This window comes from Streptomyces sp. NRRL F-5630 (assembly GCF_000719475.1).
Classification (GTDB): domain Bacteria; phylum Actinomycetota; class Actinomycetes; order Streptomycetales; family Streptomycetaceae; genus Streptomyces.
The window spans coordinates 268,882-285,192 of record NZ_JOGO01000003.1; the positions used below are offsets into that span (position 1 = coordinate 268,882).

The following is a 16,311-nucleotide window of genomic DNA, read 5'->3' on the forward strand; positions in this document are numbered from 1 at the left end:
TTCCTTGCTGGCAGCGGCCGTTTTCCGCGCGTATTTTCGAGCGTCCCGCTCCACTCGTCCGACCCGCGAAGGACCCCCGGCCATGACGCCGCTCGACCTCACCACCCCGCCGACGCCCGACCCCGCCGACGCCCCCGGTGTCACCGCGCCCGCCGCCGTCCCGCACACGCCCCCGCACCCCCACCACCGCGACGTCAACGGGGGCTGGCTGCGGCCCGCCGTGTTCGGGGCCATGGACGGGCTCGTCTCGAACCTCGCGCTCATGAGCGGTGTCGCCGGCGGGGCCGTCGCACCGCACACCGTCGTGCTGACCGGGCTCGCCGGGCTCGCGGCGGGGGCGTTCTCGATGGCGGCGGGGGAGTACACCTCGGTCGCCTCGCAGCGCGAACTCGTCCTCGCCGAGCTGGAGGTCGAGCGGCGCGAGCTGCGGCGCAACCCGGAGGAGGAGCTGGCGGAACTGGCCGCCGTCTACGAGGCGCGCGGCGTCGATCCGCGTCTCGCCGCCGAGGTGGCCCGCCAGCTCTCGGCCGACCCCGAGCAGGCGCTGGAGGTGCACGCGCGCGAGGAACTGGGCGTCGACCCCGACGACCTGCCCTCGCCGCTCGTGGCCGCGGGGTCCTCCTTCGTCTCCTTCGCGCTCGGCGCGCTGCTCCCCGTCCTCCCCTATCTCCTGGGCGCGACGGCGCTGTGGCCCGCCGTGGCGCTCGCGCTCCTCGGGCTCTTCGGCTGCGGCGCGGTCGTGGCCCGCGTGACGGCGCGCAGCTGGTGGTACGGGGGGCTGCGCCAGCTCGTCCTGGGCGGCGCGGCGGCGGGTGTGACCTACCTCCTGGGCAACCTCTTCGGGGCCGCTCTAGGATGAGATGACTGAGCGCCTATACAGAACTTCGCATAAGCAGTCGTTACCAGGCGGTTTCAGTCGCGCGACGACAGGGCATGAGCCGTACGCGCCACGGGCAGCGTCGCCCGTTCCCCGGCCTGCCGGGCACGACCCCCCGCACCTCGCAGGCCCCCCGCCCGGCTCCGCCGGGCTTTTCCAGCCCCGATCGTCCCCGCTCGACCAGCACCCTGATCGGGTGCCGCCGCCAGACCGCCGCAGGCGGCCGGACCACGCCCATGGACCGGTCGCTGTACGTGTCTCGGCAGACCCCGGCAGCACCGGAACCGGACCGCCGCCACCCCGCACGAGCCGCGGGTTCCGCCGGGTGATTGTCCGCATGGTGGAACGCAGTATCCGGTTTCCGGGATTGCTTCCATCATGTAACCTGCTCGAAATTTCGCAGAGGGCCAACGTCGTCCCTCGGCACATGTCATATGCCACCGACGACGACGGGAGAGCCGATGCGTACTCCGCGCCCGCAGTCCCCGCAGGCAGCGGCCAAGGGCTCCGCGGTCACCTCGACCTCCTGGGCCCACATGGACGCCCGCCCTGCCGCCCAGGGCCTGTACGACCCCCGCGACGAGCACGACGCCTGCGGCGTCGGCTTCGTGGCGACCCTCACCGGCGAGGCGAGCCACACGCTCGTCGAGCAGGGACTCACGGTGCTCAAGAACCTGGAGCACCGCGGCGCGACCGGCTCCGAACCCGACTCGGGCGACGGCGCGGGCCTCCTCACCCAGATCCCCGACGCCTTCCTGCGCGAGGTGGCCGGCTTCGAGCTGCCCGCCCCGGGCGCGTACGCCGTCGGCATCGCCTTCCTCCCCGACAACGAGCCCGACGAGGTCGCCGACGCGGTCGCGATCCTCGCCCGCGAGGAAGGACTCACCGTCCTCGGCTGGCGCGAGGTCCCCGTCGCCCCCCAGCTCCTCGGCGCCGCCGCCCGCGCCACCATGCCCGTCTTCCGGCAGCTCTTCGTCGCCGACGCGGGCACCGACCCCGCCACCGGCGAAGCCGCCACCGGCATCGCGCTCGACCGCCGCGCCTTCCTGCTCCGCAAGCGCGCCGAACGCGAACTCGGCGTCTACTTCCCCTCGCTCTCCGCACGCACCATCGTGTACAAGGGGATGCTCACCACGGGGCAGCTGGAACCTTTCTTCCCCGACCTCTCCGACCGCCGCTTCGCGAGCGCCGTCGCCCTCGTCCACTCGCGCTTCTCGACGAACACCTTCCCGAGCTGGCCGCTCGCCCACCCGTACCGCTTCATCGCGCACAACGGCGAGATCAACACCGTCAAGGGCAACCGCAACTGGATGCGCGCCCGCGAGTCGCAGCTCGCCTCCACGCTCTTCCCCGGCGAGTCCCTGGAGCGGATCTTCCCGATCTGCACCCCCGACGCCTCCGACTCCGCGTCCTTCGACGAGGTCCTCGAACTCCTCCACCTCGGCGGCCGCTCGCTCCCGCACAGCGTGCTCATGATGATCCCCGAGGCGTGGGAGAACCACGCCTCGATGGACCCGGCACGCCGGGCCTTCTACGAGTACCACTCGGCGCTCATGGAGCCCTGGGACGGCCCCGCCGCCGTCGCCTTCACCGACGGCGTCCAGATCGGCGCCGTCCTCGACCGCAACGGCCTGCGCCCCGGGCGCTACTGGGTCACCGACGACGGTCTCGTCGTGCTCGGCTCCGAGGTCGGCGTCCTCGACATCGACCCCGCCAAGGTCGTCCGCAAGGGCCGCCTCCAGCCGGGCCGCATGTTCCTCGTCGACACCGCCGAGCACCGCATCATCGAGGACGACGAGGTAAAGGCGGCCCTCGCCGCCGAGCACCCCTACGAGGAGTGGGTCGAGGCCGGCGAGATCGAGCTGCCCGACCTGCCCGAGCGCGAGCACGTCGTGCACACGCACGCCTCCGTCACCCGCCGCCAGCAGACCTTCGGCTACACCGAGGAAGAGCTGCGCGTCCTCATCGCCCCCATGGCCCAGGCCGGCGCCGAGCCGATCGGCTCCATGGGCACGGACTCGCCGATCGCCGCGCTCTCCGCCCGGCCCCGGCTCCTCTTCGACTACTTCACGCAGCTCTTCGCCCAGGTCACCAACCCTCCGCTCGACGCGATCCGCGAGGAACTGGTCACCTCGCTGCGCTCCGTGCTCGGCCCCCAGGGCAACCTCCTGGAGCCCACCGCGGCCTCCTGCCGCGGCGTGACCCTGCCCTTCCCCGTCATCGACAACGACGAGCTGGCCAAGCTCATCCACATCAACGCCGACGGCGACCTGCCCGGCATGAAGGCGGTCACGCTCTCCGGCCTCTACCGCGTCTCCGGCGGCGGCGAGGCGCTCGCCGCCCGCATCGAGGAGATCCGCGCCGAGACCGACGCGGCGATCGAGGCGGGAGCGCGCCTCATCGTGCTCTCCGACCGGCACTCCGACGCCGAGCACGCCCCCATCCCCTCGCTGCTGCTCACCGCCGCCGTGCACCACCACCTCATCAAGACCAAGCAGCGCTCCCAGGTCGGCCTGCTCGTCGAGGCCGGGGACGTCCGCGAGGTCCACCACGTCGCGCTCCTCATCGGCTACGGAGCCGCCGCCGTCAACCCGTACCTCGCCATGGAGTCCGTCGAGGACCTCGTGCGCGCCGGGACCTTCCTCCCCGACACCGAGGTCGAACAGGGCATCCGCAACCTCATCAAGGCGCTCGGCAAGGGCGTGTTGAAGGTCATGTCGAAGATGGGCATCTCGACCGTCGCCTCCTACCGCGGCGCGCAGGTCTTCGAAGCCGTCGGCCTCGCCGCCGACTTCGTCGACACCTACTTCTCCGGCACCGCGTCCAAGATCGGCGGCATCGGCATCGACGTCGTCGCCGAGGAGGTCGCCGCCCGCCACGCCAAGGCGTACCCGCCCACCGGCATCGCCTCCGCGCACCGCGCCCTGGAGATCGGCGGCGAGTACCAGTGGCGCCGCGAGGGCGAACCGCACCTCTTCGACCCCGAGACGGTCTTCCGCCTCCAGCACGCCACCCGCAGCCGCCGCTACGACATCTTCCAGAAGTACACGGAGCGCGTGAACGAGCAGTCCGAGCGGCTCATGACGCTGCGCGGCCTCTTCCACTTCGCCACCGGGCGCCCCCCGGTCCCGCTCGACGAGGTCGAGCCCGTCTCCGAGATCGTCAAGCGCTTCTCCACCGGCGCCATGTCGTACGGCTCCATCTCCAAGGAAGCGCACGAGAACCTCGCCGTCGCGATGAACCAGCTCGGCGGCAAGTCGAACACGGGGGAGGGTGGCGAGGACGCCGACCGGCTCCACGACCCCGCGCGCCGCTCCGCGATCAAGCAGGTCGCCTCGGGGCGCTTCGGCGTCACGAGCGAGTACCTCGTCAACGCCGACGACATCCAGATCAAGATGGCCCAGGGTGCCAAGCCCGGCGAGGGCGGCCAGCTCCCGGGCCACAAGGTCTACCCGTGGGTCGCCACCACCCGGCACTCCACGCCCGGCGTCGGCCTCATCTCGCCGCCCCCGCACCACGACATCTACTCCATCGAGGACCTCGCCCAGCTCATCCACGACCTGAAGAACGCCAACCCCAAGGCGCGCATCCACGTCAAGCTGGTCTCCGAGGTCGGCGTCGGCACCGTCGCCGCCGGTGTCTCCAAGGCCCACGCGGACGTCGTCCTCGTCTCCGGCCACGACGGCGGTACGGGAGCGTCCCCGCTCACCTCGCTCAAGCACGCGGGCGGCCCCTGGGAGCTGGGCCTCGCCGAGACCCAGCAGACCCTGCTCCTCAACGGGCTCCGCGACCGCATCGTGGTGCAGACCGACGGCCAGCTCAAGACGGGCCGCGACGTCGTCATCGCCGCGCTCCTCGGCGCCGAGGAGTACGGCTTCGCGACCGCCCCGCTCGTCGTCTCCGGCTGCGTCATGATGCGCGTCTGCCACCTCGACACCTGCCCCGTCGGCATCGCCACGCAGAACCCCGTCCTGCGCGAGCGCTTCGCCGGCAAGCCCGAGTTCGTCGTGAACTTCTTCGAGTTCATCGCCGAAGAGGTCCGCGAACTCCTCGCCGAGCTGGGCTTCCGCAGCCTGGACGAGGCCATCGGCCACGCCGAGTACCTCGACACGAGCCGCGCGGTGGACCACTGGAAGGCGCAGGGCCTCGACCTCGCCCCGCTCTTCCACGTCCCCGAACTGCCCGAGGGCACGGCCCGCCGCCAGGTCACCGCGCAGGACCACGGCCTCGCCAAGGCGCTCGACAACGAGCTGATCAAGCTCGCCGCCGACGCCCTCGCCGCCGACTCGCCCGAAGCGGCCCCGCCGGTCCGCGGGCGGCTCGCGATCCGCAACATCAACCGCACCGTCGGCACCATGCTCGGCCACGAGGTCACCCGCCGCTTCGGCGGCGCCGGCCTGCCGGACGACACGATCGACATCACCTTCACCGGCTCCGCCGGCCAGTCCTTCGGCGCCTTCCTCCCGCGCGGCGTCACGCTGCGCCTGGAGGGCGACGCCAACGACTACGTCGGCAAGGGCCTCTCCGGCGGCCGCGTCGTCGTCCGCCCCGACCGGGGCGCCGACCACCTCGCCGAGTACTCCACGATCGCGGGCAACACGATCGCCTACGGCGCGACCGGCGGGGAGCTCTTCCTGCGCGGCCGCACCGGCGAGCGCTTCTGCGTCCGCAACTCCGGCGCCACCGTCGTCTCCGAAGGCGTCGGCGACCACGGCTGCGAGTACATGACCGGGGGCCGCGCCCTCGTCCTCGGCGCGACCGGACGCAACTTCGCGGCCGGCATGTCCGGCGGCATCGCGTACGTCATCGACCTCGACCGGGACAACGTCAACGCCGAGTCCCTCGCCTCCGTCGCCGACACGCTCGACGACACCGACACCGCGTGGCTGCACGAGACCGTGCGCCGCCACCAGGAGGAGACCGGCTCCACCGTCGCCGCCAAGCTCCTCGCCGACTGGGACAGCGCCGTCCACCGCTTCAGCAAGATCATTCCCCGTACGTACCAGGCCGTGCTCGCCGCCAAGGACGCCGCCGAGCGGGCCGGGCTCTCGGAGAACGAGACCCAGGACAAGATGATGGAGGCGGCGATCCATGGCTGACCCCAAGGGCTTTCTCACCCACGGGCGCGAGGTCGCCCGCACCCGTCCCGTCGCCGAGCGCGTCCAGGACTGGAACGAGGTCTACGTCCCCGGCTCCCTGCTGCCGATCATCTCGACGCAGGCCAGCCGCTGCATGGACTGCGGCATCCCGTTCTGCCACCAGGGCTGCCCGCTCGGCAATCTCATCCCCGAGTGGAACGACTACGCCTACCGCGAGGACTGGTCCGCCGCGGCCGAGCGCCTCCACGCGACGAACAACTTCCCCGAGTTCACCGGGCGGCTCTGCCCCGCCCCGTGCGAGTCGGCGTGCGTCCTCGGCATCAACCAGCAGCCGGTGACGATCAAGAACGTCGAGGTCTCGATCATCGACAAGGCGTGGGACACCGGCGACGTCGCCCCGAGCGTCCCCGAGCGCCTCTCCGGCAAGACCGTCGCCGTCATCGGCTCGGGCCCCGCCGGTCTCGCCGCGGCCCAGCAGCTCACCCGCGCCGGGCACACCGTCGCCGTCTACGAGCGCGCCGACCGCATCGGCGGGCTCCTGCGCTACGGCATCCCCGAGTTCAAGATGGAGAAGCGGCACATCAACCGCCGCATCGAGCAGATGCGCGCGGAGGGCACCAAGTTCCGCACCGGTGTCGAGGTCGGCCGCGACCTCGACGCGGCGAAGCTGCGCCGCCGCTACGACGCCGTCGTCATCGCCGCGGGCGCCACCGTCTCGCGCGACCTGCCCGTCCCCGGACGCGACCTCAAGGGCATCCACTTCGCGATGGAGTACCTGCCCCTGTCCAACAAGGTGCAGGAAGGCGACTACGTCACCTCGCCGATCTCGGCGCGGGGCAAGCACGTCGTCGTCATCGGCGGCGGCGACACCGGCGCCGACTGCGTCGGCACCGCGCACCGCCAGGGCGCGGCCTCGGTCACGCAGCTGGAGATCATGCCGCGACCGGGCGCCGAGCGGAACCCGGACGCGCAGCCCTGGCCGACCTTCCCGATGCTCTACAAGGTCACCTCCGCGCACGAGGAGGGCGGCGAGCGGATCTACTCCGCCGGCACCACCCACTTCGAGGGCGACGAGGACGGCAACGTGCGCTTCCTGCACCTCGCCGAGGTCGAGTTCGTCGACGGCAAGCTCACCCAGAAGCCGGGCACCGAGCGGAAGATCCCCGCCGAACTGGTCACCCTCGCCATGGGCTTCACCGGCACCGACCAGTCCAACGGCCTCGTCGAGCAGTTCGGCCTCGACCTCGACGCGCGCGGCAACATCGCCCGCGACGAGCACTTCGAGACCAACGTCCCCGGCGTCTTCGTCGCGGGCGACGCCGGACGCGGCCAGTCCCTCATCGTCTGGGCCATCGCCGAGGGCCGCTCCGCGGCGCGCGGCGTGGACCGCTTCCTGACCGGGGCCAGCTCGCTGCCCGCCCCGATCCGCCCCACGGACCGCTCCCTCGCGGTCTGAGAGGCCGCCCCGGCAAGGGGCCCTCACCGTCCCGTACAAAGGCGTACGGAACCGAGCGCGGCGCCCGCCCCGTCCCCGACCGGACGGCGGGCGCCGCTGCGCGTCCCGGGCCCCCGCCCCCGGGCCCCGCACCGGCGCGTACCACGCCCGTGGCGCACGCCTGACCTGCGCCGCGACACGCCCGAGTGGCCTGGCTCACCCACGAGGCGGGCTGTGCGTGTTAGGCTTGTGATGTTGCAGTTTTGGTACCCATAGAACTTTCTTATGTGCGCCTGACGGAATGCTTCGTCGGGCGCATCGTTTGTTTGGTCCCGGTTCTCCGGGTGGGGCTCATGGTGCGACACGGTGCGTGCACAGGGTACGTACCGCTCTCATCTCTCGACCTCTCAGGAGATTGATATGGCCACCGGTACCGTGAAGTGGTTCAACAGCGAAAAGGGCTTCGGCTTCATCGAGCAGGATGGCGGCGGCCCCGACGTCTTCGCCCACTACTCGAACATCGCGTCCTCGGGCTTCCGTGAGCTCATCGAGGGCCAGAAGGTCGAGTTCGACGTCACGCAGGGCCAGAAGGGCCTGCAGGCGGAGAACATCACGCCCAAGGGCTGATTTTTGCGCGCGGCCCCCTCGGGGGCCGAGAACGCCGCGTGAGCGGGGTCCGCACCAGCAGGTGCGGGCCCCGTTTCCGTGCCGACGCCTTCCGCGCACGGGCGTCACCCACCCGCCCGCCGCCCCCAGAGGAAGGCACCCGTATGACCACCCCCCAGGACCCCGCAGGCCGCCCCGCCCGCGATTCGCGCCGACCCGCCCGCCGCCGGGGCGCGAACGCCACCGCCCGCACCGAGGCCCCCCGCGCCCCCCGCGGCGAAGCGCCCCGCACCGGCCGCGGAGAGACCCGTACCGCCCGCGGCGACAGCGCCCGCGCCCCCCAGCCCCGCCGCCGCGGCCCCGCCTCCGGCGCAGGCACCCGGGGCAGCGGCTCGCGAGGCGGCGCCAAGCCGGCCGGCGGTCCCCGCGACTTCGCCGCGCCCGAGCCCCGTACCCCCGCGCTCCCGCCCGTCGCGGCCTTCGAGGACCTCGACATGCCCGAGGCGCTCCTGAAGACCCTCGCCGCGCAGGGCGTCACGACGCCGTTCCCGATCCAGGCCGCGACCCTCCCGAACTCCCTCGCGGGCCGCGACATCCTCGGCCGGGGCCGCACCGGCTCCGGCAAGACCCTCGCCTTCGGCCTCGCGCTCCTCGCCCGCACGGCCGGCCGCCGCTCCCAGCCGCGTGCCCCGCTCGGCCTCGTCCTCGTGCCCACGCGCGAACTCGCCCAGCAGGTCACCGACGCCCTCACCCCCTACGCCACCTCGGTGAACCTGCGCCTGACGACCGTCGTCGGCGGGCTCTCGCTCACCAAGCAGGCGAACGCGCTGCGGCGCGGCGCGGAACTCCTCGTCGCGACCCCCGGCCGCCTCAAGGACCTCATCGACCGCGGCGACTGCACCCTCCAGGACGTGCGTACCACCGTCCTCGACGAGGCCGACCAGATGGCCGACATGGGCTTCCTGCCCCAGGTCACGCGCCTGCTCAACCAGGTCGAGCCCGAGGGCCAGACGATGCTGTTCTCGGCGACGCTCGACGCCAACGTCGACCGCCTCGTCCGCGAGTTCCTCGACGACCCGGTCGTCCACTCCGTGGACCCCTCGGCGGGCGCCGTCACGACGATGGAGCACCACCTCCTGTACGTCGCCGACGCGACCGTCAAGCGCGCCGTCACGCACCACATCGCCGCCCGCCAGGGCCGCCTCATCATGTTCGTCGACACCAAGCACGGCGCCGACCGCCTCGCCAAGCGCCTCCTCGCCGACGGCGTCCCCGCCGCGGCCCTGCACGGCGGACGCAGCCAGCCCCAGCGCACCCGCACCCTCGACCAGTTCAAGAACGGGCAGGTCACCGCGCTCGTCGCGACCAACGTCGCCGCGCGCGGCATCCACATCGACGCGCTCGACCTCGTCGTCAACGTCGATCCGCCCGTCGACCACAAGGACTACCTGCACCGCGGCGGGCGCACCGCCCGCGCCGGCGAGTCCGGGAGCGTCGTCACGCTCGTCCTGCCCGAGCAGAAGCGCGACACGCAGCGCCTCTTCACGGCCGCCGGCATCCGCCCGCAGACCGCGAACGTCACCGCGAGCGACCCCGAACTCGCCCGCGTCACCGGCGCCCGCGAACCCTCGGGCGTGCCCGTGACCCTCGCCCCGCCCGTCAGCGCCACCCCGCCCGCCCCGCGCGGCGGCACCGGCGGCGGCACCCGCACCGGCTCCGGCAGGCGCCGCGGCGGCAGCGGCGGTGGCGGCGGCGCGAGCCGACGCGGCCGGGGGCGCGGACCGCGCTCGCAGGCAAGCTGAACAAGCCCTCGCAGGGGCGCTCCGGGATCCTCCCGGGGCGCCCCTGCGGCGTTTCGGCAACCCCCTTGGCGTTCCCTGCGGCGCTCCGGGACACCTGAGTCGCGCCGTCGCCGGTCCGGGATCACTCGGAGGGTGTCTGCGGAGTCTCGGGCCACTTTCGGCGTTCCCGAGCCCACCCGGAGGAGCCCCTTCGGCGCCGTGGCCGTCACGCTTCCCCGCCCGTCTCGTTGGGCAGGCTCCCCACCGGCACCCGTCACCGGAGCACCCCCCAGCGAAAGGGCCCCCGTTGCCGTACCGCACCCTCGGCGCCGTCGTCGCCGCCGTCGCGCTCACCTTCGCCGGCACCGCCGCCCACGCCGCGCCGCGCCCCGTCGTCGGCGGCTCCGCGGTGGCCCCCGGCGAGTACCCCTGGACGGTCCATCTCTCGATGGGCTGCGGCGGCTCCCTCTACGCCGACGACCTCGTCCTCACCGCCGCGCACTGCCTCGACGGCACCGTCCGCCCCGACCAGGTCACCGCGACCCTCGGCACCACCGACCTCGACAGCCCCGACGCGCTCAAGGTGCGCGGCACCAAAGCCGTCCTCGCCCCGGGCTACGACGGATCGGGCAAGGACTGGGCCCTCCTCGAACTCGCCGAGCCCGTCGACCTCCCCACCCTCCCGCTCACCCCGTCGAAGCGCTACGACAAGGGCACCTTCACCGTCGCCGGCTGGGGCGCCACTCACGAGGACGGCACCGAGGTGCGCCGGCTCCGCGGCGTCCACGTCCCCTTCGTCGACGACCGCACCTGCGCCCGCACCTACGGCAAGGAGCTCGTCCCGGCCGAGGAACTCTGCGCGGGCAGGCCCCAGGGCGGCGCCGACGCCTGCCAGGGAGACTCCGGCGGTCCCCTCTTCCGCCCCGGCCCCTCGCGCGAACCCGTCCAGATCGGCATCGTCAGCTGGGGCCAGGGCTGCGGCCGCGCCCACACCCCCGGCGTCTACACCGAACTGAGCCACTTCCGCGAGGACATCGCGAAGGCGGCACAGACGCTGTGACGCCGGGGGAGCGGCCCCGGGAGCGCCGGGGACCACCGCGGCACGGGCACCGGGACCATGGCGATGCGGGCCCCCGGACACCCGGGACCACGACGGCACGGGCCCCGGACCGGCCGAGCGGAGCGGGCTCAGCCCTCCACCGGCCGCAACCGCACCGCCCCGGCCTCCCCGCCGTCCACGCCCTCGGGCCCCGCCAGCTCCAGGACCCGTAGCTCGTTCTCGCCCTCCGCCCGCACGACGGGCCCCGGCACGAAGAGCTCCCGCTGCGGTCCCTCGGACCAGTAGCGGCCCAGGCACACGCCGTTGAGCCACACGAAGCCCCGCCCCCACCCCGGCAGCGACAGCCAGGCGTCACCCGCGGCGGCGGTCGTGAACGTGCCGCGGTGCAGGCCCCGCGCCCCCGCCACCGGCGGCGCCGTGAAGGGCAGCGCGGGCAGCGCGCCCTCCAGGTCCCGCAGGCGCAGCGGGGTCGCGCGAAAGCCGTGGAGGTACTGGGTCGCGTGCAGGACACCGCCCGGCAGACCCTTCGACTCGCCCAGCCGCGGCCCGTAGTTGACACGCCCCAGGGACTCCACCCACAGCTCGACCTCCGCCCCGCCTCCCATTGGCGTGCCCGGCGCGACCCGGACCCCGTCCACGTACATCTCGCACAGGTCCCGTACCTCCGGCAGCCGCAGGGGAAGCGGCGCGCGCGGCCCCGGGACACGCAGCCGGTAGCGGACCAGACCCCGGTCCACGCCCAGATCCTCGAACGACGGAGCCCACGCCGACTCGCGCTCCCCGCCGCCCACCGCGTCCACGACCGCACCGAGCGGCGCCCACGCGGCGGGCCGCACGGACGCCTCCGCGCCGAGCGCCGGGGGAGCGGCGGGCAACTCCGGGAGCGGACCGTCCGCGTACGGTGCCAGGACCTCCCGCATGAGGTGGAACTTCCGCGTCGGACGGCCCGCCTCGTCGATCGGCGCGTCGTAGTCGTACGACGTCGTCGTCGCCGTGTACGCCTCGTCCTGCCACTCGCCGAGCCGGTTCGCGCCCTCCCAGCCGCCGTTCGAGCCGCCGTGCGCCATGTAGATGTTCACCGAGGCGCCCGCGTCGAGGATCGCCCGCAGCTCCGCCGCCGCGTCCACCGCGTCCCTGCGCTCCACCGCCTCGTCCCCCCAGTGCGTGAACCACCCGCACCAGAACTCCATGACCATCAAAGGGCCCTCGGGCCGCACCCGCCGCAGCGCCGCGAGCGCCTCCGCGCTCCCCGAGCCGAAGTTCACCGTCGCGAGCACCCCGGGCACCGTGCCGCCCGACAGCATCCAGTCCTCGGGACCGTCGGACGTGCACAACGGCACCGTCACCCCCACCTCACGCAGCAGCCCCTCCAGCCACCGCAGGTACAGGGCATCCGAGCCGTAACTCCCGTACTCGTTCTCCACCTGCACCAGGACCACGGGCCCGCCCCGGTCCGCCTGCCGCTCCACGACCTGCGGCAGCAGGCGCCGGAACCACTCCGCGACCGGCTCGGTGAAGCTCGCGTCCCGCGTCCGCAGCGGGCCCCTCAGCCACGCGGGCAGCCCGCCGTTCTCCCACTCGGCGCAGATGTACGGCCCCGGGCGGACGATCGCGTACAGGCCCGCCTCCGCCGCCGCGTCCAGGAAACGACCGAGCGCCGCCACGTCCTCGTACCGCCCCCGCTCCGGCTCGTGCAGGTTCCACGGCACGTATGTCTCCACGCAGTTGAGGCCCAGTGCCCGCAGCATCCCCAGCCGGTGCGCCCATTGCCCCTCGTGCACCCGGAAGTAGTGCAACGCCCCGGAGAGCAGCCGCACGGGCCGCCCGTCCACGAGGAAATCCCGCTCGCCCGTGCCGAACATCGCCCACCCCTGTCCGCCCCGGCACCCCGGCCACCGTAGGCTCCGTGTCCATGACCACCAGCAACGCCGAGGACGCCCGCGCCGAACTGCTCCGGCTCCGGGACAGCATCGACAACATCGACGCCGCTGTCATCTACATGCTCGCGGAACGCTTCAAGGCCACGCAGCAGGTCGGCCACCTCAAGGCCGCCCACCAGCTGCCCCCCGCCGACCCCGCCCGCGAGGCCCAGCAGATCGCCCGCCTCCGCCGCCTCGCCGAAAGCGCCAAACTCGACCCGGCCTTCGCCGAGAAGCTCCTCAACTTCATTGTGGCGGAGGTCATCCGGCACCACGAGCGCATCGCGGAGGAAGCGGGCGGCAAGAGCTGAGGCGCACGGGGCGGGCGGCGCACCCGCACCCCGCCCCGTCGGGGCCGCTGCCCGGGGGGCGTGGTGGCGTCCCACCGGGGGCTGGGTGGGCGCGCGATCCGCGCTGTGCGGGCGCGTGCACGCGGACCGGCCCCGTACGGGCCGTGCGCGGGGCGCGCACGCGCGGTCCCCTCCCGTGGGAGCCGTGCGGGCGCGCGCCACGCCGCCCCGTACCCGCTACACCCCCGGCACCGACTCCACGTACCGGTACGCCCCGTCCTCCCGCCGGTACACGAGCGTCACCGCCTCGTCCTCCCGCGCCCCCTCCCACTTCGGCACCGCCGCGAACCGCAGCTCCGCACCCGGCTCCCCCTCCACCTCGTGCCGCTTCCCGTCCAGCGGACCCCCGTACAGCTCCACCACCGTCACACCGCTCACTCCTCCCACACAGCCGGACGCGCACAGTAGACCTCCCCACCCCCGCGCGCCACCATGCCGCGCCCTGCCTCCCGCAACCCCACCCGTCTCCGGCAGCATGTCCCCATGTCCGTACTGACGCGCGACGAAGCGCACACCCGCTCCGCACTCCTCGACGTCCAGCGCTACGAGGTCCACCTCGACCTCACCCAGGGCCACGAGACCTTCGGCTCCACCACCGCCATCCACTTCACCGCCCGCACCGAAGGCGACACCTTCGTCGAGCTGAAGCCGGACACGCTGCACCGCATCGCCCTCGACGGCGCCCCCCTCGACCCCGCCCGCCTCGACGGCAATCGCTACCCCCTGCCCGCCCTCGCCGCGGGCGAACACACCCTCACCACCGAAGCGACCATGCGCTACTCCCGCACCGGCGAGGGCATGCACCGCTTCACCGACCCCAGCGACGGCGAGACCTACCTCTACACCCAGCTCTTCATGGAGGACGTCCAGCGCGTCCTGACCGCCTTCGACCAGCCCGACCTCAAGGCCGTCTTCGACCTCACCCTCACCGCCCCCGAAGGCTGGACCGTCCTCACCAACACCGTCACGACCCACGACGGCCACGGCACCTGGACCGCCGCGACCACCCCTCTCATCTCCACCTACCTCCTCGCCATCGCCGCCGGACCCTGGCACTCCATCCGCACCGAGCACCGCGGCCTCCCCTTCGGCATCCACTGCCGCCGCTCCCTCGCCCCCTACCTCGACGCCGACGCCGAGGAGATCCTCGACGTCACCCGCGCGCTCTTCGACCGCTACCACGAGAAATTCACCGAGCCCTACCCCTTCGACTCCTACGACCAGGCATTCGTCCCGGAGTTCAACGCCGGCGCCATGGAGAACCCCGGACTCGTCACCTTCCGAGACGAGTTCGTCTACCGCTCCGCCGTCACGGAGACCGAACGCCAGACCCGCGCCATGGTCATCGCCCACGAGATGGCCCACATGTGGTTCGGCGACCTCGTCACGCTGCGCTGGTGGGACGACATCTGGCTCAACGAGTCCTTCGCCGAGTACATGGGCTACCAGACCCTCACCGAGGCCAGCACCCGCTTCGCCGACGCCTGGACCGAGTTCGTCGCCTCCCGCAAGACCTGGGGCTACGAGGCCGACCAGCGGCCCTCCACCCACCCCGTCGCCCCCGACGACGTCCCCGACACCGCCGCCGCCCTCCTCAACTTCGACGGCATCTCCTACGCCAAGGGCGCCTCCGCCCTCCGTCAACTCGTCGCCTGGCTCGGCGAGGAGGACTTCCTCGCGGGCATCAACACCCACTTCGCCCGCCACAAGTTCGCCAACGCCTCCCTCGCCGACTTCCTCGACTCGCTCGCCTCCGCGACCGAACGCGACGTCCACGCCTGGGCCGAGTCCTGGCTGCGCACCACGGGCGTCGACACCCTCACCCCCGCCCTCGACGAGACCGGCACCCGCCTCACCGTCCGCCACGAGGGCACCCGCCCCCACCGCGTCCGCCTCGGCCTGTGGGACCTCGACCCCGAGGGCGCCCCGCGCCGCCGCCCCGACACGTGGCTCGACCTCACCCCCGGCACCCCCACGACCGTCACCGTCGAAGCCCCCCGCCCCGCACTCGTCCTCCTCAACGACCACGACCACACCTACGTCAAGACCGCCTTCGACGACGTCTCGCACGCCACCCTCACCGCCCACCTCTCCGGCATCACGGACCCCCTGAGCCGCGCCGTCGTCTGGACCGCGCTCCGCAACGCCGTCCGCGACAGCCGCCTCGCCCCCGCCGACTACCTCGCCGTCGTCCGCGCCCACCTCCCGCACGAGGACGACCCCGCCGTCGTCCGCGGCGTCCTCCAGTTCGCCCACACCCAGGTCGCCGACCTGTACACCGACACCGCCCGGCGCCCCGAGGTCCTCGCCCTCCTCGGCGACACGTGCCGCGACCTCCTGCGCCGCACCGAGGACGGCCACAACCCCTCGCTGCGCCTCACCGCCGTACGCAACCTCCTCCACCTCGCCACGCGCCCCGAGACCCTCCAGGAGTGGTACGACGACGGCACCGTCCCCGGCGGCCCCGCCCTCGACCCCGAACTGCGCTGGGCACTCCTCACCCGCCTCGCCGTCCTCGGCGCCACCGACGAGGCCGCCATCGCCGCCGCACTCGACCGCGACCCGAGCGCCACCGGTCACGAGGGCGCCGCCCGCTGCCGCGCCGCCCTGCCGACCCCCGAGGCCAAGGAAGCCGCCTTCCACTCCCTCTTCGAGGACGACACCCTCTCCAACTACCTCTTCACCGCCACCGCGCAGGGCTTCTGGCAGCCCGAACAGGCCGAGCTGCTGGCCCCCTACGTGGACCGCTACTACCCGGCCGCGCTCGCCCTCGCCGCCCGCCGCAGCCCCGCCCTCGCCCAGGCGGCTGGCCGGACCGCCTTCCCGAGGAGCGCCGTCACCCCCGCACACCTCGCCCTCGGCGAGGAAACCCTCCGCACGGCCACCGACGCGACCCCGGCCCTGCGCCGCACCCTCGCCGACCAGCTCGACGACCTCCGCCGCGCCCTGCGGGTGCGGGAGAACGCGAAGGGCTGACGGCAGGGGGCTGACGGCAGGGGGCTGACGGCAGGGGGTACGTACGCCCCTCGGCGGGCGGGTTCGGGGGAGCCGGCCGCTGCGGGCCGGGGGCGTGGGCGGGCGGGGTTGTGGCCGACCGTGGTGGGCCTGTTGTTGTCGGCCGGGTGCTGGGGGTCGGCTGTTGTGGGCCGGCCGTTGGCCGGGGTGGGGGCGCTGTCTCTTATAC

10 protein-coding genes are annotated in these 16,311 nt (G+C 73.3%); 8 read left to right on the forward strand and 2 right to left on the reverse strand.

Annotation, left to right across the window (positions count from 1 at the left end):
• The first annotated feature begins 82 nt into the window (after positions 1-82).
• The 6 genes from IF99_RS0102540 (at position 83) to IF99_RS0102565 (ending at position 10,858) form a co-directional block, all read left to right on the forward strand.
• Positions 83-859, forward strand: coding sequence for a VIT1/CCC1 transporter family protein (locus tag IF99_RS0102540; RefSeq protein ID WP_030994632.1), 777 nt, complete (start codon positions 83-85; stop codon positions 857-859).
• 554 nt (positions 860-1,413) lie between these two features.
• Positions 1,414-5,976 (forward strand): glutamate synthase large subunit, encoded by a 4,563-nt coding sequence (gltB, locus tag IF99_RS0102545; RefSeq protein WP_030994633.1) that lies wholly within the window; start codon positions 1,414-1,416, stop codon positions 5,974-5,976.
• A complete protein-coding gene (locus IF99_RS0102550; protein ID WP_030994634.1) occupies positions 5,969-7,432 on the forward strand; it encodes a glutamate synthase subunit beta in 1,464 nt (487 codons plus the stop codon). The genes gltB and IF99_RS0102550 overlap by 8 nt, the downstream gene beginning before the upstream one ends.
• Positions 7,433-7,831: 399 nt before the next feature.
• On the forward strand, positions 7,832-8,038 hold the full coding sequence (locus tag IF99_RS0102555) for a cold-shock protein (RefSeq protein WP_008748518.1): 207 nt from the start codon (positions 7,832-7,834) through the stop codon (positions 8,036-8,038).
• Positions 8,039-8,181: 143 nt separating this feature from the next.
• On the forward strand, positions 8,182-9,819 hold the full coding sequence (locus IF99_RS0102560) for a DEAD/DEAH box helicase (protein WP_030994635.1): 1,638 nt from the start codon (positions 8,182-8,184) through the stop codon (positions 9,817-9,819).
• 286 nt (positions 9,820-10,105) lie between these two features.
• A complete protein-coding gene (locus tag IF99_RS0102565) occupies positions 10,106-10,858 on the forward strand; it encodes a S1 family peptidase (protein ID WP_030994636.1) in 753 nt (250 codons plus the stop codon).
• 128 nt (positions 10,859-10,986) lie between these two features.
• On the opposite strand, the gene IF99_RS0102570 is transcribed toward IF99_RS0102565, so the two are convergent.
• Positions 10,987-12,720, reverse strand: coding sequence for a glycoside hydrolase family 35 protein (locus IF99_RS0102570; RefSeq protein WP_030994637.1), 1,734 nt, complete (start codon positions 12,718-12,720; stop codon positions 10,987-10,989).
• 50 nt (positions 12,721-12,770) lie between these two features.
• Between IF99_RS0102570 and IF99_RS0102575 the strand changes: the two genes are divergently transcribed.
• Positions 12,771-13,088: a chorismate mutase gene (locus tag IF99_RS0102575; RefSeq protein ID WP_010261206.1), complete on the forward strand. Its 318-nt coding sequence runs from the start codon at positions 12,771-12,773 to the stop codon at positions 13,086-13,088.
• A 216-nt stretch (positions 13,089-13,304) separates the two neighbouring features.
• On the opposite strand, the gene IF99_RS0102580 is transcribed toward IF99_RS0102575, so the two are convergent.
• Positions 13,305-13,496: a hypothetical protein gene (locus tag IF99_RS0102580; protein WP_078654958.1), complete on the reverse strand. Its 192-nt coding sequence runs from the start codon at positions 13,494-13,496 to the stop codon at positions 13,305-13,307.
• Between the two features lie 114 nt (positions 13,497-13,610).
• Here IF99_RS0102580 and pepN point away from each other — a divergent pair, with 114 nt between their 5' ends.
• The gene (gene pepN / locus IF99_RS0102585) at positions 13,611-16,103 is read left to right on the forward strand and encodes an aminopeptidase N (protein ID WP_030994639.1); all 2,493 of its coding nucleotides are present in this window, start codon (positions 13,611-13,613) and stop codon (positions 16,101-16,103) included.
• Positions 16,104-16,311 lie beyond the last annotated feature (208 nt).

Coding starts and splice junctions, on each gene's coding strand:
- IF99_RS0102540 (WP_030994632.1), top strand. CDS start 83: ATGACGCCGCTCGACCTCACCACCCCGCCGACGCCCGACCCCGCCGAC.
- gltB (WP_030994633.1), top strand. CDS start 1,414: ATGGACGCCCGCCCTGCCGCCCAGGGCCTGTACGACCCCCGCGACGAG.
- IF99_RS0102550 (WP_030994634.1), top strand. CDS start 5,969: ATGGCTGACCCCAAGGGCTTTCTCACCCACGGGCGCGAGGTCGCCCGC.
- IF99_RS0102555 (WP_008748518.1), top strand. CDS start 7,832: ATGGCCACCGGTACCGTGAAGTGGTTCAACAGCGAAAAGGGCTTCGGC.
- IF99_RS0102560 (WP_030994635.1), top strand. CDS start 8,182: ATGACCACCCCCCAGGACCCCGCAGGCCGCCCCGCCCGCGATTCGCGC.
- IF99_RS0102570 (WP_030994637.1), bottom strand. CDS start 12,720: ATGTTCGGCACGGGCGAGCGGGATTTCCTCGTGGACGGGCGGCCCGTG.
- IF99_RS0102575 (WP_010261206.1), top strand. CDS start 12,771: ATGACCACCAGCAACGCCGAGGACGCCCGCGCCGAACTGCTCCGGCTC.
- pepN (WP_030994639.1), top strand. CDS start 13,611: ATGTCCGTACTGACGCGCGACGAAGCGCACACCCGCTCCGCACTCCTC.